Origin of the sequence: Thermosporothrix hazakensis (genome assembly GCF_003253565.1) — a bacterium.
In the GTDB taxonomy this organism is placed as follows: Bacteria; Chloroflexota; Ktedonobacteria; order Ktedonobacterales; family Ktedonobacteraceae; genus Thermosporothrix; species Thermosporothrix hazakensis.
This window is the reverse complement of sequence record NZ_QKUF01000001.1, coordinates 485,123-506,012: the sequence shown is the minus strand read 5'-3', so window position 1 is coordinate 506,012 and position 20,890 is coordinate 485,123. Positions and strand designations below refer to the sequence as shown.

Below are 20,890 nucleotides of genomic sequence, written 5' to 3'. Positions count from 1 at the left end.
CGTGCAAAAGATCCTCCGCTGTGTCAGCAGAGAAAAGGGCGATGTATACACAGCTTTGCGCTCGTTGAGAGGTATTGTACCAGAGGATTTTAAGAGTTGTCAAGCTTTTTCTGAAAACTCACTCATGCGCAGAAACGTGATAGGCAGCTCCTTTGGCTTATAACGCTATCTGGTGTGGTTGAGTCTACTGTGAATTTTTTGTGAAAGCAGCCCCTTGTCTGGTAGAGGTTTATAGGGGAGGTTTTTATTCCCTGCCAGCGTGGCATTGATTCGATTTATAGAAATAGAATATGATAATTGATAGAGGTATATATTGTGTAAAGGGAGGGGCTATGGGTATTGAACAAACAGCACATCCGCATATTATTCGTGATTCAACCATTTATGATGGTGAGCCAATTATTGCCGGGACGCGAACCGGAGTTCGGCATGTCATGCTTCTGTTCCAGAGCGGCCTTGACCCCGAAGTGATAGCGGCTGAACAGCATCTCACTCTCGCTCAGGTGTATGACGCGATTAGCTACTATTACGACAATGAAGAAGAAATAAAGCGTTATATGCGAGGTGGGTAGTGTGCAGCGGCGTTTTTAACCATCTGATTGCCGTGAATCGGCTTGTAATCAAGAGTGCTATCAGTGTGGCAAATTCCCCGTTAATACGCTATACTGTGTAGTAGTGATGACGGTAAGGGGTACAGATAGCATTATCTATCTGGCCGTTGTTCATGCTCCACGTTTTCTCTGTCTGAAAAAAGAGTCTGGCCCGCTTTGCAAGGACTTTGTGTGCGATCTTCGGTCTTTGGCATGCGGGAAGAAGGCAGACCCATCGGGCTTTGTGCTGTTCTTGTCTTGTTGTTGGGATGCCCTTTTTCTACCTGTTCTCATCGTTTATTGCCCGTGGTGGTCTCCTCTTGTGGTATCCACGATTGCTCTGGTTTTGTTCTTACCTGGATCTCTCTGAGTATGGTGGCCTACGTCACGATGTGTAGCTAGATGCGTAAGGGGGACAAGTATATGCAACACCAGTATGTGGATTTGCTTATTGATGCCCTCCTTGACGAGGGATTCTCCTTAGAGGAGGCTCGTAAGCTCATCAAATTACAGGAAGAGTACGAAGAGAAAAAAGCGTCTGAAATTACCTATCGTCATCTTTTTGTGCGCTGGTTGGTAGAACAGGGAAGGTTGAGTGACTGGTAGTAAATGCCTTGCGACGCGTTTTTCTCTTGTTGTACAATAATGTTAGCGGAGTTGTTCGGACGGCGTGGCTGTAGCTACGCCGTCCTTCATCTATTTTACTCATTCCTTGCTTTACGTGCTTCTTTTGACGGTGTTGAGTGTGTGAAGTTTGGCTCTCAGGAAGTTAGCTGGGATAAGGGAGGCTCTCATGAAGGCAGTTGTTATGGCCGGAGGTGAAGGCTCACGGCTACGCCCCTTAACGATTCGGCGCCCTAAACCGATGGTCCCCATTGCCGGCAAGCCGGTTATGGAACATATTCTGAATCTGCTGAAACGACACGGAATTACTGAAGTGGTAGTTACCGTTCAGTATCTGGCGAGCAGCATTGAAGATTACTTTGGCAATGGCTCTCAGTTTGGCATGCATATCACCTACTCGCGGGAAGATGTGCCACTGGGGACCGCCGGCAGTGTCAAAAATGCGGAAGAGCATCTGACAGAGCCATTTCTGGTGATCAGTGGTGATGCTCTGACCGATTATGACCTTACCGATTTAATCAAGTATCACAACGAAAAGAAGTCCCTGGCAACGCTTTTGCTGGCGCATGTGCATAATCCTCTGGAATATGGAGTTATTATCACCAATGAGGATGGGCATATCACCCAGTTCCTTGAGAAGCCAAGCTGGGGCGAAGTTTTCAGTGATACCATCAATACCGGCATTTACGTGCTGGATCCGAAGATTTTTACCTACTTTGAGAAAGACAAGCCCTTCGACTTCAGTCAGGAACTCTTCCCGATGATGTTGAAGCAGGGTGACCCGATATATGGCTATATTGCGCCAAAGGGGTACTGGTGTGATGTTGGCAATTTAAGTGAGTATATGCGTGCCAATGCTGACGCTCTACAGGGACGCGTGGATATTGAGATTCCGGCGAAAAATATCGGCAACAATATCTGGTGTGAAGAGGGCGTCGAGATCGATGGCTCAGCTCAGTTGTATGGCCCCGTCTATCTTGCACATGACTGTAAGGTGAGACAGGGCGCGATTATTCATGGCCCGAGCATCATCGGTGGCTACGCCATTATTGACGAGCGAGCGCAGATTGATCGCAGTATTGTCTGGAATAACTCCTATATTGGCGAGCGAGCAGAGCTGCGCGGTGCGATCGTCGGCACCTCAACCAGCGTCAAGGGAAAGGCGGTGATGTTTGAGGGCTCAGTCATTGGTGATAATTCCACGATCCAGGATGGCGCGATCATTCAGCCTAACGTCAAGATCTGGCCCGATAAGGAAATTGAGGCCGGGGCCGTTGTCAATACCAGTATTATCTGGGGATCACAGGGACGGCGCAGCCTCTTCAGCCGTCACGGTGTGACCGGGCTGGTGAATGTGGATATCACACCCGAGTTCGCCACCAAGATCGGGGCTGCCTATGGCGCGATTCTGGCGCGCGGGGCGACTGTCTGCCTGAACCGCGATGAACACCGCACGTCACGCATGATTAAGCGTGGTATTAATGCGGGCCTGCCTTCTGCCGGAGTCAATGTCTGGGATATCAATCAGGTGCCGATTCCTGTGGCACGCTACTTTATTCGCAATACAGATGCGGTCGGTGGTGTGCATGTACGCGTGTCTCCCTATGATCCCAGAGTCGTCGATATCAAGATTTTCGACCATAACGGCCTTGATATTAACAAGACGACCGAGCGGAAGATTGAGAACCTCTTTTTCCGTGAAGATTATCGCCGCGTCTATATGGATGAGATCGGCGCGATTAATGTGCTCAGCGATTCCGATGTGTGTGGCCGCTATATGCAGGGCTTTAATCGTACCATCAAGCACGAAGTGATTCGTGAGCGCAAGTACCAGCTCGTCGTTGATTATGCCCATAGCAGCACGATCCTGATGTTGCCTCAGATTTTTGATGATCTGGGCTGCGAGGTCATTGTGCTCAATACCAGTCGGGACGAAGGGGCACCAAGCTCGCCCGACGATGAGGGACGGGCAATGCAGCGCCTCGCGGCTGTGACCTCTGCTCTGAATATGGATATGGGCATTCGGATTGACCCGGGCGGTGAGCGCATCTGGATTGTTGACGATCGCGGGCGTATTCTGGACGGGATGAAGCTGCTGGCGGTAATGACCAGCCTGTTCTTGCGCGAGAATCGCGGGGGCACAGTGGCCGCTCCGGTAACAGCTCCCAGTGTCTTGCAGCACATCGCGAAGCGCTATGATGGCTATATTCAGCATACGAAGGTTCTGCCACATGCGCTGATGACGGCAGCCATGCGTGAAGGTGTGGTGCTGGTTGGCGATGGACGCGGTGGTTTTGTCTTCCCGTCGCTGCAACCTGCTTTTGATAGCATGCTGGCGATCGCGAAGCTACTGGAACTGCTGGCAACCTTTGAAATGCGGCTATCTGAGGTGGTCGACGATCTTCCGGCATACTATATGAGCATGACCCGCGTGACCTGCCCCTGGGAGCACAAAGGGAAGGTGATGCGCATCCTCAGCGAGCAGTATCGTGAGCGGCGTGCCAAGCCGATTGACGGCATTAAGATCGATCTGGGCAGTGAGTGGGTTCTGGTGTTGCCCGACGCCGATAATCCGCTGTTCCATGTTGTGGCCGAGTCTACGTCAAATGAGCAGGCTCAAGCACTTGCGGAAAAATATGCACGTGTGGTAAGTGGCCTGCAACAGTAGACATCTTTTGCAGAAGGGCTCTTCCTGTACAGGAAGAGCCCTTCTTCTTTTGGTTTGAGTAGAAATGAATTTCTGTGTTTATAACGGAAGAGAAAAATAAACTTGTAATATGAGAGGCCCTGCTTTACAATAGCGAAAGAGGACGTATCGATTAGCTTCGTTTGTAGGAGCAAAGGATGAACGCGTTTATTGGAAAGCAGATCGGAAATTATAAGATTATTCGTATGCTTGGAAGTGGTGGCTTCGCCGATGTGTATTTAGGAGAACATAGTTATCTGAATACGCAGGCGGCGATCAAGATGCTTCAGACGCGCCTGGCAAGTGAGCAGGTTCAGCCTTTCTTGAATGAGGCGCGCACGGTCGCGAACCTCTCTCACCCGCATATCGTCAAAGTGCTGGATTTCGGTATTGATACCGAGAGTAAATATCCCTATCTGGTGATGACCTATGCCCCGAATGGGACCCTGCGGCAACGTCATCCCCATGGAACGCGCCTCTCTCCAACAGAGGTCCTCTCGTATCTCCGGCAGCTTGGTCCGGCACTTCAATACGCACATGAGCGCAAGCTTATTCACCGCGATATCAAACCCGAAAATATGTTGATAGGTGCAGATGGCTCTATTTTGTTGGGAGATTTCGGGATCGCGGTCGCAACTCAGAGCTCGCGCTATCAGGGCAAGCAGGAGGTTGGCGGCACAGTTGCCTATATGGCCCCGGAACAGATTCAGGGGAAAGCTGTAGCTGCCAGCGATCAATATGCGCTTGCGATTGTGGTCTATGAGTGGCTGGTGGGACAGCGCCCCTTTACCGGCTCTTTTGCTGAGATCGGGAGTCAGCATCTCTTTACTGCCCCACCCTCGATACGGGAGAAGGTGCCCGAAATCACGCCACAGATCGAGGCCGTCGTGCTGAAGGCGCTGAGCAAGAAGCCTGAGGATCGTTATCCAAGCATCCAGGCCTTTGTAAGCGCTTTTGAGAAGGCCTATCAGGAGAGCCAATCGGCTCCATTGCCTCCGCCGCCGAAGGATGTGAGCGGCGAGACAACCCATATGCCCCAGGATGCGAACAAGACGCCGCAGTTAAGCGAGTCGCAGATCCCAACCGCCCGGGCGCAATTTACGCCTTCCTCGCCTGAGCAGCCACCAGTGGGGGTGACATCTGGTGCGTCGCATGTGATGACCAACCCCAATCTATCGCAGATTCCAACCTCGCGACCGCTGATGACTCCCACGCCTTCTGGAAGTCAGCTCTCGGGCTATTATCCGGTGCCTCCGGCTGCAGCTTCGGCTCCTCCAGCTCCGAAGCAGAAGTCTCGTGCCGGGCTGATCCTGACTATCGTTATCTTGATTCTGCTACTGCTTGGCACGCTTGGCGGCGGTGGCTATCTGCTCTGGCAGATGAACAACCAGATCGTCGCGTTAAGCAAGGATCGGGCCGCCAACACGCAGCCGACTCAACCCCAGAGTACCCAACCGATCGTCACGGCCCCGACCGCGACGCCTTCACCAACCAATGAAACTTCTGGCAGTGCTGCGGCAACGGTAACAACGACTCCCGAAGTCACACCAACGGGCGGCCAGATTATTATATACAATGTCGCTGATATCAAGAAGTTCCGCTTTACCTGTGCCTTGAGCTGCGATTACAACGCGCTTGATATCGTTTTGGACTCGATTACCGTAAATGACGAGGAGCGTACTTCTACCTGGCATTTCACGATCACTAATGGTTCTCATCAGGCTTGTGAGTATATGCGAGCGTACAAACTCTATTTAACTGATGAAAGTGGTAAGTCATATAGTTCGTCCGGGCCGTTTACTGAGGCCATCTTGTTGAATGGAGATCAGACGATGGAGCGCTGGGCTTCTGTGAAACTGGGGTCTGAGAAGAACACAGTCTATCAGGTTCATTTTGAGGATACTTGTTTTTCCTTTGGTAGTAATAAGGTCTACCAGATTGAGAATTTCAGGATTTAGGGGATAATAAGAACCCCCCGCATACTGGCGAGGGGTCCCAAAGGGTAGCCACGGTGTTTAGGCGCTATCGCAAATGAGTATATCTGCTGGTTTGCGAGCGCCTTCTGGCCGCTTTACACCAGCGAGGGGATATGGGTAAGTGTGGGTTTCTGCTGGCTTTGTGTGGTGTGCGGGTGCCCGTCGAGACGTTGAAGCATGCGCTGAATGCCCTCATACAGTGACACTTCAGGGTACCATCCAAGCATGCTACGGGCCAGACTGTTATCAAGGACGATCTGCTCGGTCTCGGCGAGTGAGCCAGAAAGCGTGACCGGCTCAATGGTACTGCCAAGCGCCTGCGCCATCAGGCGATACAGGTGTTTGATGGTGTAGCCTTCGCCGCTACTGATATGGAAGGTCTGGTTGTCGCCGCGAACGAGGGCGAGCAGGTTTGCCCGAACCACGTCATCAATATAAATATGGTCGTGCATGCTATCGCCGGAGCCGCGAATGATGGGGGCTCGCTGTTCCAGCAGCATCGCCATACAGTAGCTCAGGGGGTGGTTGGTTGCCTGTTCTCCATACACATTGGCATAGCGCAGGATCGTATGTTGAAAGCCATATTGTCTGGCATAATAGCGCACATACCATTCGCCTGTCATACGGCTGATATCGACGGGTTGTTTGGGCTGAAGAGGAGTCTCTTCTTTGAGTGGAAGCTGGGAGGGATCAACGGTGCCGTAGAGCGTATTTCCACCGGAAGCGAAAATAAACTTCTTAATTGCAGCATCAGCACAGCTCTCAAGGACGTTCAACAGACCCCGAATGCTGGTGTCGGCGTCCAGTAGCAGGTGATCCTGTGGCAGTTCGTCTGTAGTATACGCCACGTGGTAGCTGACGATATCCGGGCGTTCGTTGCTCAGAATCGTGTGCAACTTTGGGCTACGGATATCGATGTGATAAAACCGGGCGCGTGGGTCGATAGTGTGCTGAGTGCTATGACTGAGATTGTCGATGACCACAACATCGTGGTTTGCTTCCAGATACGCTTGTGTGAGATGGGTGCCGATAAAGCCTGCTCCTCCCAAGAGTGCTATTTTCATAGAACTTCCTTCTCTCCTTCGTTCTTCTAGGGACTGGCCTTTGTCCGATACCGGATTGTGTGTATGGGTTTGTGTTGCGAAACGTCACATGTTGTTCTGCTTTTTTTGCTCCCCTTTGTTTCTAGTGTACCCCCATTATGTATAGACATGGGTAGATCCATATTCTTAAAATGAATTGAGTAGATTTTTGGGAAAAGAGCAAAAATATTCTACTGTCTATTATACTGACTTTTTACTTACTGAGGCTCGAAATGCTCGCTGCTCTGCAGCAAAAAGAAATGGGGTACCAGAACAGATACCCCATTATGCCGTGTGAGTTGCGTCTGAACTGTTCTTATGCTGGCGGTGTGCCTCCACTCAGCAGCTTATCGAGCGTTGACTTCTTGATACGATACGCCTGACGTTTGCCCCGGTGGGGGAGCGTGATCGCCTCAAGCGCGCCACTCTTGATCCAGCGTCGTACGGTCGTATCATCCACGCGCAGACGACGTGCTACTTCCCGAACAGTTAACAGTTCATCATGGGTCTCTTCTACCATGCTTCTACCACTCCTGCACCGATTGGTGCTCATGTGCACTAAATTGGACGACTTCTTGATCAACAGAGATATATCGCTGTTTTTCAATCTCCTATTGAGGAGACTGATACGTAAATGCCTTCTGGACATTCGGTTGACGTTAGTCTGACAGTAAAGGCACAGGCTATTCTACCGTCCTGAGTTGTCCGTCTGTCCCGTTGGGTAACTGGCGATGCAACGAAACTACATACAACTTTGGTTGCCAGTTAACTATACTATACATGTCGGTGCAAACACTGTAGTAATAGACTTGTCACCCGCAAAAGGCCTTACCCGGGCTTCGTGTTGTTTTCGCGCCTGCTCTTTTGCGGTCTGATCGGCGTCAGACGCGATTCACTATTCATCTCGCCAGGGAGGGAATAGTATTCTTGTGCGGTGTCTTGCTCCTGTATTTCAAGCTTGCCCATACGGTCTGCTGCGAAACAGGTTTTCAGATCGACTATGCGACTTACAGAAAGGATTCTTCATGACACACTATAAGCTCATCATAAGTGACCTTCACCTTGCGGATAACACCTTTCCTCTCGATGGGTTTGGACAGCGCCAGCAGGAAGCCTTTATGCGTTTTCTGAGCGCGTTTGCGGCTGAGCCCTCCATTCTTGAGGACACTGCCTCATTGGAACTTATCATCAACGGTGACTGTTTTGATTTTCTGATGGTTTCTCCTTCCTTATCGGCGGATACTCCAACTTCTCCTTACTCTACTATACGTAGTACGGATGCAACTTTTGCACAGCAAAAGCTGGAAAAAATAAGAAACGCACATCCATCATTCTTTACGGAACTGCGGCGGTTCCTTGCTTTCTCGCATCACAGTCTGACGTTCCTCGCTGGAAATCATGACATCGAGCTCTGTTTTCCTGAAGTGCAGCGGCGCATCTGTGAGGCGATTACAGGGAAGCCCAGCGATGAGCGTGTGCGCTTTGTGCCCGATCGCTTCTATTCCCCTGCTCCTGATGTGGTGATTGAACATGGTCATGCATTTGATGCCTGGAACTGCCCCCCTGAGCTCTGGGACGATGCAGGACGGCTCCGTGCGCCATTCCCGGCACACCTGGAATTGCCTCCAGGTACGATCTTTCATCAACAGGTGCTGCGGTATATCGCGCTCAAACATCCCTATATCGAGCATCTTGAGCCTCCAATCAGCAATATTCGTGAAATTGCGCTCCTCTGCCTCATTGATCCTGAGCTATTGCATGATATGGTCCAGCGCACTGTGCGTCTCTTTGCGCCAGAACGGTCTATGACGATGGAGGCTAGTCCTGACCCACAAAAGCTCTTTGACGCGGTTATTTTTGAATTTCTGGCCTTCCGTAGTGAGATGGGGGCACAGAGAGAGGAGCAGCGAGTTTCGCAGGCTGAAATGCTGGAATACATGCAGGTTCGTGAGGCGCTGTCTCTGCCGGTAGAACAGGCGCTCGCCCGCCTCTTTACCTCTTCTCGTGATGAGACCAGCGCGGCGGTCTCGCAGGGGATGCATGAGGGGCTGCGTTCCCGGCCAGAGCTACGCTATGCGATTGCAGGCCATACCCATAGCTGGCGCAGTGAGCGATTAAGCGACACTCAGACCTATCTGAATACCGGCACCTGGGTTGATCGCTATGCGATGCCCTCGCCCGAAGAGATAACGCCGGAACTGATTGCATGGCTTCGCCAAACCGACTGGCGACGCATTCCTTTACGCGATCTGACGTTGTTCTCGTTTGTGCTGGTAGCGACCGATCCAGGAACACCGTCGCAGGCGTACCTCTATGCCTGGGATATGGAACATAATCGCTATGAGGTGCTTGAATGATCGCAACAAGGGCTTTCCCTGAGACGCAGAAAACAGTACAATGTCTGCTGACAAGAGTGATGTATGAATCCGTTTGTGCTATTTTGCCGGGAGCATTGCCGTTTCTATACCGCGCAAAAAGAATTCCTGGGAATAAGAAGAGTTGAGGGGTTTCTTTATGGCTGCATCAGAGAATAAACGAAAAAAGCTTGTACTGGTCGATGGACACGCAATTATCCATCGTGCCTTTCATGCCGTTCCAGAGGACTTATCTACCAGCAGCGGAGAGCCGGTCAATGCGACCTTTGGCTTTACATCTATGTTAATGAAGGCGCTTTTAGAGGAGCGTCCTGACTATATCGCCGTCACGTTTGACCGCCCGGTGCCCACGTTTCGCCATGAGCATTATGCGCCCTATAAAGCGCATCGCCCGACCCTTCCCGAGAATATGAAGCCACAATTTGGCCGTATTCGTGAGGTGGTGTCGGCATTTGGCATCCAGATCTACGAGAAGGATGGCTTCGAGGCTGATGATGTGCTTGGCACACTGGCTGTGCAGGCCACACAGCAGGGCGTTGATACGATTATCTATACCGGTGATATGGATACGCTGCAACTGGTCAATGATCATGTGCGTGTCAAGGTTGCCAAGCGTGGTATCTCCGAGGTGGTTGACTATAATACCGCAGAGGTTAAGACCCGTTACGGTTTCCCGCCGGAGCGCTTGCCTGATTTCAAGGGACTGGTGGGCGATAAATCGGACAACATTCCGGGCGTGGCCGGCATCGGTGAGAAGACGGCTACCCGCTTGATCGAGCAGTATGGAACACTGGAAAATATCCTGAGCCACCTGTCAGAGCTCAAGCCGAAAGAGCAGAAGCTGTTGCGTGAAGGCTCAGAGATGGCAAAAGAGAGTAAATATCTGGCAACTATAGTGCTGGATGTTCCCATTCAACTCAAGCTTGAGGATTGCCGCTTACAGCATGTGGATAGCGAAAGGATCCTGACGCTATTTCGTCAGCTTGAGTTTCGGTCGCAGGTTGAGCGTGCGTTTGCCCTGTTCCGGCAACTGGGAATTACCTTTAAGCCGGACGAGATCGGGGCACAGAGCCTTGACGAGCTATCCGATGAGGCAACCGTTGCGAACGCGCAGGCTGTGGAAGCGGAAAAACTCCACTATGCACCTCCTGTGGGTGTGGTGCCGATTCTCACGCCTCCGCCACCACCGGATGGGACAACTGTTCCGCTTCTGCTCTCTCATCCCGAGGCTGAAAACATCGCAACACCAGCCGCAAACGATGTCGAAGAGATCGAGCGGCCAACACAACTCAGTCTGTTTGGCGAGGAAGAGCCGCGAGTAGAGACGACGCGCCGATTGCGCTTACCAACCTCGCAGGCTATGGAAACCCCTCTATTCCTGCCAGAAAATGCGACAATGCAGACCAGTACCATGATCGTCGATACGAAGGAAGCACTAAACGTGCTGGTGCAAAGTCTTGCTTCTGCTGGTCGCTTTGCCCTTGATACCGAGACTACCTCTGAGGATCAGCGTAAAGCGAAACTGGTGGGTATCTCGCTGGCAATGGCTCCGGGTGAGGCGTACTATATCCCGGTTGGTCATACGCACACCATTGATAATCAGGAACCAGGCCAGCAGCTTCCGCTTGAGTATGTGCTGGAAACACTGCGCCCTGTCTTTGAGGATACCGCTGTCCAGAAAATCATGCATAACGCGAAGTATGATATGGCTGTGCTGTCGCTGCATGGAATTGAGGTCCGCGGACTGGCATTCGATACGATGGTCGCTGCCTATCTGATTGAGCCGGGCAGGCGGGCTCTGGGCTTGAAGGATCAGGTATTTCAGCGGCTCGGGCATCTGATGACACCGATCAGCGAACTGATCGGGACGGGCAGCAAAGCAATTACGATGGATCGTGTGCCCATCCGTAAGGCCGCTGACTATGCAGGAGCAGACGCCGATATGACGCTGCGCCTGGCCGGACCGTTACAGGAAGATCTTGAGCGTAATGGTCTGATGACGCTCTATCAGCGCGTCGAGTTACCACTGATCTCGGTACTGATGCAGATGGAGCTCTATGGCGTGGCGCTGGATGAAAACTTTCTGCATGTCTTTGGCGAGAAGCTGAACGAGCAGATACACGATTGTGAGCAGGCGATCTATGACGCGGTCGGTCACACCTTTAATATCAATTCAACTCGACAACTGGGTGAGGTGCTGTTTACTGAACTGAAGCTTCCAGCCGGGCGCAAGACAAAAACGGGATATTCGGTGAGCGCTGACGTGATTGAGAGCTTGCAGGGAAAACATCCCATCATTGATTATCTGCTGGCCTATCGGCAGTTGAGCAAGCTGAAGTCAACCTATGTTGATGGACTGCTGAATCTGATGGATAAGACGACCGGGCGCGTCTATACCTCGTTTAACCAGACGATTGCGTCCAGCGGGCGTCTCTCGTCCAGCAATCCGAATTTGCAGAATATCCCGGTGCGTACGGAGCTGGGGCGCCAGATTCGCCGGGCTTTTATTGCTGACCCAAGCTACCAACTCTTAACGGCTGACTATTCCCAGATTGAACTGCGGATTCTGGCGCATATTACCGCTGAGCCGCGTCTGGTCGAGGCCTTCAGTAAGGATGAGGACATTCATACCATCACGGCCTCATCGCTGTTTGGTGTGCCGCCTGAAGCTGTCACAAAGGATCAGCGTCGTCTGGCAAAGACCGTTGTGTACGCTGTGCTCTACGGGCAGTCGGCCTTTGGCCTGGCGCAGATTACCGGTATGACCAACTCTGAGGCAGCCGACTTTATCAAGCGCTATCATGAAACCTTCCCGAGCATCAAGGGCTATGTTGAGGGAACGCTGAATCAGGCTCGCCAGCAGGGCTACGTCAACACGCTCTATGGGCGCAAGCGCTTTATCCCTGATATGCGCTCGCTCTCCTTTACCGAGCGGCAGGCACTTGAACGTGAGGCAATAAACATGCCCATTCAAGGGACTAATGCCGACATTATCAAGATGGCGATGCTTCAGCTTGCGGGCGAGTTTCAGAGACTGCGTATGAAGACGCGTATGCTGCTCCAGGTGCATGATGAACTGGTCTTTGAGGTCCCGGTTGAAGAGATCGCGCGAGCCAAGGGACTGATTCGGCAGAAGATGGAACATGTCGTGACTCTCTCTGTGCCGATCAAAGTAGAAATGAAGCTTGGCAAAAATTGGTATGAGGCCGAACCGATAGAGTAGAATACAACAAAGAGGGTAAACGTATGAGAGTCGCTTGTGTGTTTTTGTGAAGGACACACAAGCGTTGTTCCATTCCGAGTAGCTTGTAGAGGAGTTTCCGTGGTTCAGTTATCGAATCTTATTAACAGCCTGCCTCCCTTCCATTTTGCCGATGCCAAGAAGCGTATTGAGGAGAAACAGGCACAGGGGGTAGATGTCGTTGATCTCTCCGTAGGTGATCCAGACCTGCCCGCGCCTGCGAGTGTTATTGAACGTCTGTGTGAGACCGCTCATCAGCCGATCAATCATCGCTACCCTGAATATCGGGGCATGCATGCCTTTCATGATGCTGTTGTTTCCTGGTTTCAGCGCCGCTTTGGAGTCGCGCTAGAGCCGGAGCGCGAAACCCTGGCGCTGATCGGCTCGAAAGAAGGGCTGGTCTATGCGGCCTCCTGTGTGCTGAACGCTGGCGATATCGCGCTGACCCCTGATCCCTATTACCCGGTCTATGTCTCGGCGGCTACCACAATTGGCGCCCAGCCTTATATGCTGCCGTTGCGCGAAGAGAACCGGTATCTGATGGATCTGGATAGCATTCCTGCGAATGTGCTGGCGAAAGCACGTCTGCTCTGGCTGAACTATCCTAATAACCCGACCGCTGCGGTTGCCGATCTCGACTATTTTGCGTCTGTTGTGGAGTTCGCGAAACGTCATCAACTGGTAATTGTGCATGATATGGCCTATGCCGAGACCTACTACGACGATTTTCGGCCACCCTCGCTGTTACAGGTCCCCGGGGCAATGGATGTAGCGGTCGAGCTGCATTCGTTGAGTAAGACCTATAACATGCCGGGTTTCCGCGTAGGGATGCTGGTTGGCAATGCGACGCTGGTTGATGCCGTGGCACGTCTGAAGAGCAATATTGATAGCGGCATTTTTCGTCCGGTGCAGTATGCCGCAATCGAGGCGCTAAACTTGCCGGAAGCATGGACGATTGAGCGCAATGCTGTCTATAAGCGTCGTCGTGATTTGCTGGTTGAGGGTTGTAATACACTGGGTATGCGTGCGGTAGCTCCCCTTGCGGGCCTCTATATCTGGGCGCGTATCCCTGCGGGATATACATCGCGCGAGTTCTCAAACTGGCTCTTTGATCGCATTGGTGTCTTTATCACACCGGGCTCGAACTTCGGGCCTGCCGGTGAGGGCTATGTGCGTATCTCGTTGACGACGCCCGATGAGCGGATCGCCGAGGCATTGCGTCGTATTCGAGAACTGATGGCTGCATAGGTTTGCAGGGCTGCTTGCTGAGAACGCGGTGGCCCTGCTTTTTTGACTCCATTCTAGCCCCCTTGTCTTCTTCTCTGGACGTGATACGTTGCACGTGATACACTGCATAACTGGAAATATTGCATTTCATAGTGTATTATTCTTTGTCACTGAGACGCTCCCTCATTGATAGCGGGAGTGTTCTTTCCCATGATGACTCAGGCGGCAGTGGGAAAAGGGACAATGAGGAGGTTATAAGAGAATGTTTGCGAAGTTGCAAAATGAACCTGTTGCTCAACCTGCCGATTCCGCTTTCTGGCATATCAGATTAGACCGCTCCATTTGTGCAGATATACAGACCGCACTGAATTATGAATGGCTTGTCACGAATGGCATAGGTGGTTATGCTTCCAGCTCGCTTGTGGGTGCAACGACGCGTGGGTATCATGGGTTGCTGGTTGCTGCTGTGCGGCCTCCAGTTGAACGGGTGGTGATGGTGACAGGAATAGATGAAGAGATCACGCTGACTGATGGAACCGTATTGAAATTGGGCACTCATGAATATCAGGGGGGCGTGCTTGATCCCCAGGGCTACCACTATCTAGAAGCGTTTGAATTGGAGGGCGATATTCCCTGTTTCCGCTATCGGCTCACTGACGAGCTATTGCTGGAGAAACGTATCTGGATGGAATATGGGGAAAACAGAACGTATGTGCAATATCGGTTGCATGGGGCGAAGCAAGGCGACAACGCGCTTGCGCTGACATTGGTACCATTTTGCCTGAGCCGCGATTATCATGGGGTGACGCGCGGGTCTGAAGACTGGCATTTTATCGTAGATAGTCAGCAAAATCGCTGTCGGATTCGTGCCTATGACGGAGCGCCTGTATTTTATCTGGTTGCTGGCCCCTCTGCCTTTTTCTCTCCTACCGGGCTCTGGTACTGGCATGTCTACCATAGACGAGAGCGAGAACGCGGTTTGCCCGATCTGGAAGATGTCTATCAGCCCGGCATTTTTCGGCTGTCGCTTGGAGTTGATGAGCCGGTTTCGTTAGTGCTGGCAGCCGGTGAGCAGTCGCTTGCCGAGTTCGGGGGAGAACAGCATGAAGCGGCTGTGAGCGCCGCCTTGCGTCGTCAGCAACAGCGTATCCAGCGGGTACTTGATACAGCGGCCTGCGTGGCGGAACAGGACCCGGTTCGTGCGCGCCTGACGCTTGCAGCAGATCAGTGTATCGTCTCGCGGCCCGCTGCACAGGGCACGGAAGCCAGCCGTACCGTGATTGCGGGTTATCCCTGGTTTACTGATTGGGGACGGGATACAATGATCTCGCTTCCCGGGCTGTTTTTGTGTACTGGACGCTATGAGGAGGCGCGGGCGCTGCTCAGGGCCTTTCTGGCCTATGTGCAGGATGGCCTGATTCCGAACCGCTTCCCCGATTACGACGCCACCCCGGAATATAACACTATTGATGCGACGCTCTGGCTATTCTATGCCCTGGATCGCTATTTGAAAGAGACCAATGATATGGCTCTCCTTCAAGAGGTGTACCCGATACTGGTTGATATTATCGAGCACCATGTAAAGGGAACGCGCTATAATATAGGGATGGATGCCGAAGATGGGCTGCTTCGCGGTGGTGAACAGGGCGTTCAACTGACATGGATGGATGCCAAAATTGAGGAGTGGGTTGTGACACCGCGTCGAGGGAAGCCTGTTGAGGTGAACGCGCTCTGGTACTTCGCGTTACGGGCTATGGAGCGCTGGACGCAACAGCTTGGTGGAGAGAGCACACCCTATCAACAGCGTAGTGAGCTGGTCAAGCTGCATTTTGCCCGGCGTTTCTGGTATGCCGATGGTGGCTATCTCTATGATGTTGTTGATGTGGATGGTGTTGCCAATCAGAATGACCCGGCATTGAGGCCCAATCAGTTGTTCGCGGCAGCTCTTGCCCCTGACCTGCTCGCGCGTGAGCAGATTGAGAGTCTGTTTCAACAGGTAACGCAGTATCTGCTAACTCCTGCCGGGTTGCGTACGTTGAGCCCGCATGACCCGAATTATCATAATCACTTTAATGGAAATCGCTGGCAGCGAGATAGCGCCTATCATCAAGGGACGGTCTGGCAATGGTTGATAGGCCCGTATATTGATGTGCACTGGCTGCTCTATCGTGATGTGAGGGCGATCAGAGAGCTGCTTCAGCCTCTCATCGAGCAGCTCACGCTCATGGGACTGGGGTCGATTAGCGAGGTAGCTGAACCTGAGCCTCCCTTTGAGCTTGCGGGCTGTTTCGCACAGGCTTGGAGCGTGGCCGAAGTGCTTCGGTGTTGGAGATTGGTGCAGGCTGAACAGAATCAAGAGTAAGCAAAAAAATCCTGCGCCATTTCATCTTCTTTTCATAAATGTAGAGTATAGTAACAGTATCGTGTTGATTCCTATGCTGCAAGAGTCGTGGTGGGAGGAATCAACACGATGCGGCATTTTCTCATAGAGGTAGCTATGCGCATCCTGGTTGTTGAAGATGATCCGCGTCTGGGGCCTGGTTTGAAGAAGGGGTTGGAAGGGAGTCATTACGCCGTCGATCTGATTGCCAGTGGTGAAGATGCGATCATTATGGCCCTGACCACTGCTTATGATCTGATTATTCTTGATATTCTCCTTCCCGGCCTGAGTGGTTTTGAAGTCTGCAAGCAGCTTCGTGCGCAGGGAAAGCTAGTTCCCATTCTCCTGTTAACCGCGCTTGGCGAAGTAGAGCACCGTGTCACCGGGCTCGACCTGGGCGCTGATGACTATCTGGTGAAACCCTTTGCCTTCAGCGAACTTGAGGCGCGTGTGCGTGCTCTCCTGCGGCGGAGAAGTCCGATCAAGTCTCCTGTATTGCAATTCATGGATATTACCCTCGATACGCGTTCCCATGAGGTGCGGCGCGGTGAGCGGCTGATTACGCTTGGCAACAAAGAGTATGCGCTGCTTGAGTTTTTTATGCGTCACCCCAATCAGGTCTTAAGCAGAACGATGATTGCCGAACATGTCTGGGATGCCGATGCCGAGCATCTCTCGAACGTGATTGATGTCTATATTCGCTATCTCCGGCGCAAGCTCTGTGAGGCGAATGAGCCCAATGTGATTCAGACAGTACGTGGATCTGGCTATCAATTACGGGAACCGGCATAATGAGCAAGAAGAGCCCTAAGCCCTATGTCTCGGGCGATTGGAGCCGCTATTATACCCCGATCGAGCCAAAGCACAGCAAACGGCGCCTGACCCCGCCTGGTATTCGTTTACAGTTGACGCTCTGGTATTCCGTTGTATCCGCCACGCTGATCTTTCTCTGTGCGCTGGCCTTCTATGCGGCATTTGAACGTTATCTGTTTGTCAACCTGGATACAACATTGCATCTGCGGGCACAACAAATCGCTGAAGGGATGGCAACTGGCTCCGATGGACGCTTGCGGGTGGTTCGGATTATCAGTGAGGAGCCAGAGCTTGATGCGTCGGCGGTGATTGTGGGCAACTGCCTCAACCATACTGAGGCCAGCAGCGATTGCGTGAACCGGCTGAATGACACCACGGCCCGTTCACAGGAGAGCATCTATGTGCGCATTCTGGATCGCTCCCGCTCGATCATCTATAGTACGGCTAACCTGAAGGATGTGCAATTGCCCCTGGAGAGTCTTGATCGGCCTGAGCAGGGGCAGCCCTGGGAGGGAACAGTGAATAACGGTGACGATGAGGCTGTGCGGTTTTATAGCACTATGTTGATCTTTAATGGCAAAATCGTCGGCGTGATTCAGGTGGGGCAGAAGCTCGCGCTGCTCTACACGCGGTTGCGGTTCTTTCTCTTTGTGTTGTTGATCTTATGCCCTGTATTACTCACGATGAGCGGCATTGTCAGCTACTGGCTGGCGGGGCGGGCGTTCCGGCCCATTCGCAGGCTGACACGTACGGCCCGGGCAATTGGAGCGCGTGACCTGGATCAGCGGGTGCCGCTTTCTCCCGCGCGGGATGAGGTGCGGGAGCTGACTATTATCTTCAATCAGATGATCGGGCGTCTGGAGCGGGCTTTTGCGCAACAACGCCGCTTTGTCGCCGACGCTTCCCACGAATTACGCACCCCTGTTGCCGTGATTCGAAACATGACCGAGGTTGCGCTGACACAGGCAAAGAGCAAGGAAGACTATATTTGCGCTCTTGAGGCGATCAATGACGAGTCCGATAGGCTTGGCCGCCTGGTCAGTGATCTGTTAGCGCTGGCTCGCGTCGATGAAGAGCGCATGCCACTTGATAGCGAGCCGGTGCGCCTTGACTTTCTGGCTGCTGATGTCGTCGATAGTATGGCAAGCTTTGCGGCTGAGCACGGTATCACGCTACAAACAGGTACCTTGCAGCCTGCCACGGTGAAGGGGGATGCAGCCCGCCTGATTCAAGTGCTGATGGGGTTGGTTGATAACGCCGTTAAGTATACCAACGCCGGGGGAACCGTCACGGTGGCGGTTGAAGCCTGCGCATCGCATGTCCATTGCAGCGTCACTGATACTGGAATCGGTATTGCCCGGGAACACCTGCCCCATATCTTTGAGCGCTTTTACCGGGCTGACCCGGCCCGCTCAAAGGCAGTCGGCGGGAGCGGGCTTGGGCTCTCCATTATCGATTGGCTGGTGCGTGCGCATCATGGGGCAGTGACCGTTGAGAGTGAACCGGGGAAGGGCTCGACCTTTATGATAACGTTGCCACTGATGCACTAGGAAACGATCGCCACGATAGCGCTGATATTGCCCTCTCCTCCGGCGTCATTGGCTGCATCGGTCAGGCGGCGTGCCATTTCCTCCGGTGTGCCTCCCTGGGCCAGCAAGCGCTGGATCTCCGAGTCACGGAGCATATGCCAGAGGCCATCTGTACAGAGCAAGATAATATCGTTTGGCGCGACGGACTGCTGAAAATAGTCAATCGGAACATAGTAATTCTGCCCAAGCGTGCGGTAATGGTGGTTCCGCTTGGCGCTTTTATACACGTCATCCGGTTCAAGCAACTTGGACGCAACCAGTGTTGCGGCAATAGTATGATCGCGTGTAATGCAGTAGAGACTGTCTGCGTCGGCGTTGTAGACGTAGGCCCGGCTATCTCCAATGCTGGCGACATGAAGCTGATAATGGTATAGCAGGGCCACTGTCAGCGTACAGGCCATGTTGCTATCATAGTCAGCATTACAGTGGTAGACGACCTGATTGGCCTGACGGGCCGCGTCGCTGATCCATTGTTGTAACACAGTCTCAGACGGTCGAACGCCGGGATTACTGCCGGGAATGGGTCCTCTGGGGCCTGTTGAACTGTTACTGCCCATTGGCGGCGTGTAGTGCGTCAGCGAGCGTGGAGGCTCGGTCAGGCGCGGAACCATAATATCTGCGACGCTCTCGATCGCGAGCCGGCTGGCTTCATGACCACCGAGTGGCTGCCCTTGTGTCCCGAGCAGACCATCTGAGATAGCAAGCAGGCTGAAGGGACTGGGCGGGGGCTCCAGATTGGTGCAGAGTCCTTGAATGACCAGCAGCATATCTTCATTTTCCTGTGCCTTGCGTCCCAACTCGCTGATATAGCCGAGCTGGCAATGATCGGCCACCGCCGGAGCCGTGACATCCAGATTGCGCCCACAGTGACGGCAGAAGCGAGAGGAACTGCGGTTCTCGCGTCCACAGTGTGGGCAGGGATTCTCGGGCATCACGGTACGCACAATCACGTTAGCGTTACTGGTAGCCATAATGGTGGGGGCTACAATGGTAGGAGCCGAGTGAATGGGATCGGAATGCAGGGCATCCTCAACCGCCTGCGCGAACTCGCCTGCCGAGGTGAAGCGTTTCTTCGGATCGATGTCCATTGCCCGCATAATCACAGGGTCAACGTTCGGCGGTAATGCATGATTCAACGCGCTTGGTGGCGGGATCTCTGCGGCCAGCGTTTTGATCACAGCCTGCATTGGTAGTAAGCCGGTGAACATCTGATAGGTCACGACACCCATTGCATAGATGTCACTGGCGGGCTCGGGCTTCCCCTGTTCCTGTTCTGGCGCGATATAGTGTTCGGTGCCGATGGAGAGGCCACGCTGCGTCAGGGACTTTTCCTGCTGCATTGCCCGGGCAATACCAAAGTCAGCCAGGATCAGGCGTCCATCATCCTGATGAATGAGCAGGTTGGATGGCTTGATATCCCTGTGCACGATCTGCTGTGGATGCTGATGGACTGCATCGATAGCCGCGGCCATATCTTTCAGATAGGTTAAAGCCTGTTGCGTTGGTAGTGGCTTCTCAGGTTTGAGCAGCGCTTTCAGGGTTCCTCCAGTGATTAACGGCATTTCCAGATAGAGAAGTTCCCCATCCTGACCGAAATTGACCACGGGCACAATATTCCGGTGACGGAGCTGATGTGCATAGCGAGCCTCGCGCCGGAAGCGCTCTATAGCCGTTTGTGGATCCATATTTTGATAGGATATAGAGAGTACTTTCAGGGCGACCTGCTTCATTTCAAAGGTATCACTGGCACGATAGACTGCACCCATACCGCCCATGCCAATGAGCGTTTCAATACGGTAGCGCCCGGCTACCACAGCTTCGGGCAGCAGGCAGCGGCAGTATGGATTCGCGCATATTTTTGTTCCGGGTGGATATTCTGCTTGGCAGCGCGGATTCGGGCAATGTGGCATAACGACTTCTCTACCATCTCTTTTTTCTGACAGGGGTCTCCCTGTAATTGGAAATACCAGAAAGTGTACCTGGGAACCACTTGACTAGTGTATGGTAATGCTTAGAATGCTGTCAATATGAATGATAATTTTGTCTGTATTTCCCTCCCAGTTTGCGAGGATGCCTCAGAAGGAGCGAACCTGAACGGGCTCTCTTGCCATTTATACGGCTGAAGGAGATCCGGGTTGCATGGGCGCTCGCGGTATGAACAGATACAAGCTGATTCAATGTTTCTCATGTTTCTAGCTTCCCCTATCGGACAGTTTGCTTCAAAGTGTTAAGCACGCTATAATCAGTTTAGCTTGGAAAGGGGTCTTATTTCCACAGCCCTGGTCTGATAACAGATGCTTTAAAGGA

General features: G+C 52.7%; 13 protein-coding genes. 10 read left to right on the top strand and 3 right to left on the bottom strand.

What is annotated here, in order from left to right; translation table 11 throughout:
* Window positions 1-332: 332 nt before the first annotated feature.
* From EI42_RS02130 to EI42_RS02115, 4 genes are all read left to right on the top strand, one after another.
* Window positions 333-572 (top strand): DUF433 domain-containing protein, encoded by a 240-nt coding sequence (locus EI42_RS02130; protein WP_111318349.1) that lies wholly within the window; start codon window positions 333-335, stop codon window positions 570-572.
* A 441-nt stretch (window positions 573-1,013) separates the two neighbouring features.
* Window positions 1,014-1,196, top strand: a complete 183-nt coding sequence (locus tag EI42_RS02125; RefSeq protein WP_111318347.1) for a hypothetical protein — start codon at window positions 1,014-1,016, stop codon at window positions 1,194-1,196.
* A 187-nt stretch (window positions 1,197-1,383) separates the two neighbouring features.
* On the top strand, window positions 1,384-3,882 hold the full coding sequence (locus EI42_RS02120; protein WP_111318345.1) for a mannose-1-phosphate guanyltransferase: 2,499 nt from the start codon (window positions 1,384-1,386) through the stop codon (window positions 3,880-3,882).
* Window positions 3,883-4,058: 176 nt separating this feature from the next.
* Window positions 4,059-5,858 carry a serine/threonine protein kinase gene (locus EI42_RS02115; RefSeq protein ID WP_111318343.1) on the top strand — a complete coding sequence of 600 codons (1,800 nt, stop codon included), beginning with the start codon at window positions 4,059-4,061 and terminating at the stop codon, window positions 5,856-5,858.
* A gap of 113 nt (window positions 5,859-5,971) precedes the next feature.
* Here EI42_RS02115 and EI42_RS02110 read toward each other — a convergent pair whose 3' ends face one another.
* The gene (locus tag EI42_RS02110) at window positions 5,972-6,940 is read right to left on the bottom strand and encodes an NAD-dependent epimerase/dehydratase family protein (RefSeq protein ID WP_111318341.1); all 969 of its coding nucleotides are present in this window, start codon (window positions 6,938-6,940) and stop codon (window positions 5,972-5,974) included.
* 334 nt (window positions 6,941-7,274) lie between these two features.
* Window positions 7,275-7,478 (bottom strand): helix-turn-helix domain-containing protein, encoded by a 204-nt coding sequence (locus EI42_RS02105; protein ID WP_111318339.1) that lies wholly within the window; start codon window positions 7,476-7,478, stop codon window positions 7,275-7,277.
* 505 nt (window positions 7,479-7,983) lie between these two features.
* On the opposite strand from EI42_RS02105, the gene EI42_RS02100 reads away from it, so the two are divergent.
* From EI42_RS02100 to EI42_RS02075, 6 genes are all read left to right on the top strand, one after another.
* The gene (locus EI42_RS02100; RefSeq protein ID WP_111318337.1) at window positions 7,984-9,315 is read left to right on the top strand and encodes a metallophosphoesterase family protein; all 1,332 of its coding nucleotides are present in this window, start codon (window positions 7,984-7,986) and stop codon (window positions 9,313-9,315) included.
* Window positions 9,316-9,472: 157 nt separating this feature from the next.
* Window positions 9,473-12,556: a DNA polymerase I gene (polA, locus tag EI42_RS02095; RefSeq protein WP_111318335.1), complete on the top strand. Its 3,084-nt coding sequence runs from the start codon at window positions 9,473-9,475 to the stop codon at window positions 12,554-12,556.
* A gap of 99 nt (window positions 12,557-12,655) precedes the next feature.
* Entirely contained in the window at window positions 12,656-13,822 is a 1,167-nt protein-coding gene (locus tag EI42_RS02090) for an LL-diaminopimelate aminotransferase (protein ID WP_111318333.1), read from the top strand.
* 241 nt (window positions 13,823-14,063) lie between these two features.
* Entirely contained in the window at window positions 14,064-16,163 is a 2,100-nt protein-coding gene (locus EI42_RS02085; RefSeq protein ID WP_111318331.1) for an amylo-alpha-1,6-glucosidase, read from the top strand.
* Between the two features lie 135 nt (window positions 16,164-16,298).
* Entirely contained in the window at window positions 16,299-16,973 is a 675-nt protein-coding gene (locus EI42_RS02080) for a response regulator transcription factor (RefSeq protein ID WP_111319537.1), read from the top strand.
* The gene (locus EI42_RS02075; protein ID WP_111318329.1) at window positions 16,973-18,544 is read left to right on the top strand and encodes a sensor histidine kinase; all 1,572 of its coding nucleotides are present in this window, start codon (window positions 16,973-16,975) and stop codon (window positions 18,542-18,544) included. The genes EI42_RS02080 and EI42_RS02075 overlap by 1 nt, the downstream gene beginning before the upstream one ends.
* On the opposite strand, the gene EI42_RS02070 is transcribed toward EI42_RS02075, so the two are convergent.
* The gene (locus EI42_RS02070; RefSeq protein WP_111318327.1) at window positions 18,541-20,493 is read right to left on the bottom strand and encodes a protein kinase domain-containing protein; all 1,953 of its coding nucleotides are present in this window, start codon (window positions 20,491-20,493) and stop codon (window positions 18,541-18,543) included. The genes EI42_RS02075 and EI42_RS02070 overlap by 4 nt on opposite strands.
* Window positions 20,494-20,890 lie beyond the last annotated feature (397 nt).

Coding starts and splice junctions, on each gene's coding strand:
- EI42_RS02130 (WP_111318349.1), top strand. CDS start 333: ATGGGTATTGAACAAACAGCACATCCGCATATTATTCGTGATTCAACC.
- EI42_RS02125 (WP_111318347.1), top strand. CDS start 1,014: ATGCAACACCAGTATGTGGATTTGCTTATTGATGCCCTCCTTGACGAG.
- EI42_RS02120 (WP_111318345.1), top strand. CDS start 1,384: ATGAAGGCAGTTGTTATGGCCGGAGGTGAAGGCTCACGGCTACGCCCC.
- EI42_RS02115 (WP_111318343.1), top strand. CDS start 4,059: ATGAACGCGTTTATTGGAAAGCAGATCGGAAATTATAAGATTATTCGT.
- EI42_RS02110 (WP_111318341.1), bottom strand. CDS start 6,940: ATGAAAATAGCACTCTTGGGAGGAGCAGGCTTTATCGGCACCCATCTC.
- EI42_RS02105 (WP_111318339.1), bottom strand. CDS start 7,478: ATGGTAGAAGAGACCCATGATGAACTGTTAACTGTTCGGGAAGTAGCA.
- EI42_RS02100 (WP_111318337.1), top strand. CDS start 7,984: ATGACACACTATAAGCTCATCATAAGTGACCTTCACCTTGCGGATAAC.
- polA (WP_111318335.1), top strand. CDS start 9,473: ATGGCTGCATCAGAGAATAAACGAAAAAAGCTTGTACTGGTCGATGGA.
- EI42_RS02085 (WP_111318331.1), top strand. CDS start 14,064: ATGTTTGCGAAGTTGCAAAATGAACCTGTTGCTCAACCTGCCGATTCC.
- EI42_RS02080 (WP_111319537.1), top strand. CDS start 16,299: ATGCGCATCCTGGTTGTTGAAGATGATCCGCGTCTGGGGCCTGGTTTG.
- EI42_RS02075 (WP_111318329.1), top strand. CDS start 16,973: ATGAGCAAGAAGAGCCCTAAGCCCTATGTCTCGGGCGATTGGAGCCGC.
- EI42_RS02070 (WP_111318327.1), bottom strand. CDS start 20,493: ATGCCACATTGCCCGAATCCGCGCTGCCAAGCAGAATATCCACCCGGA.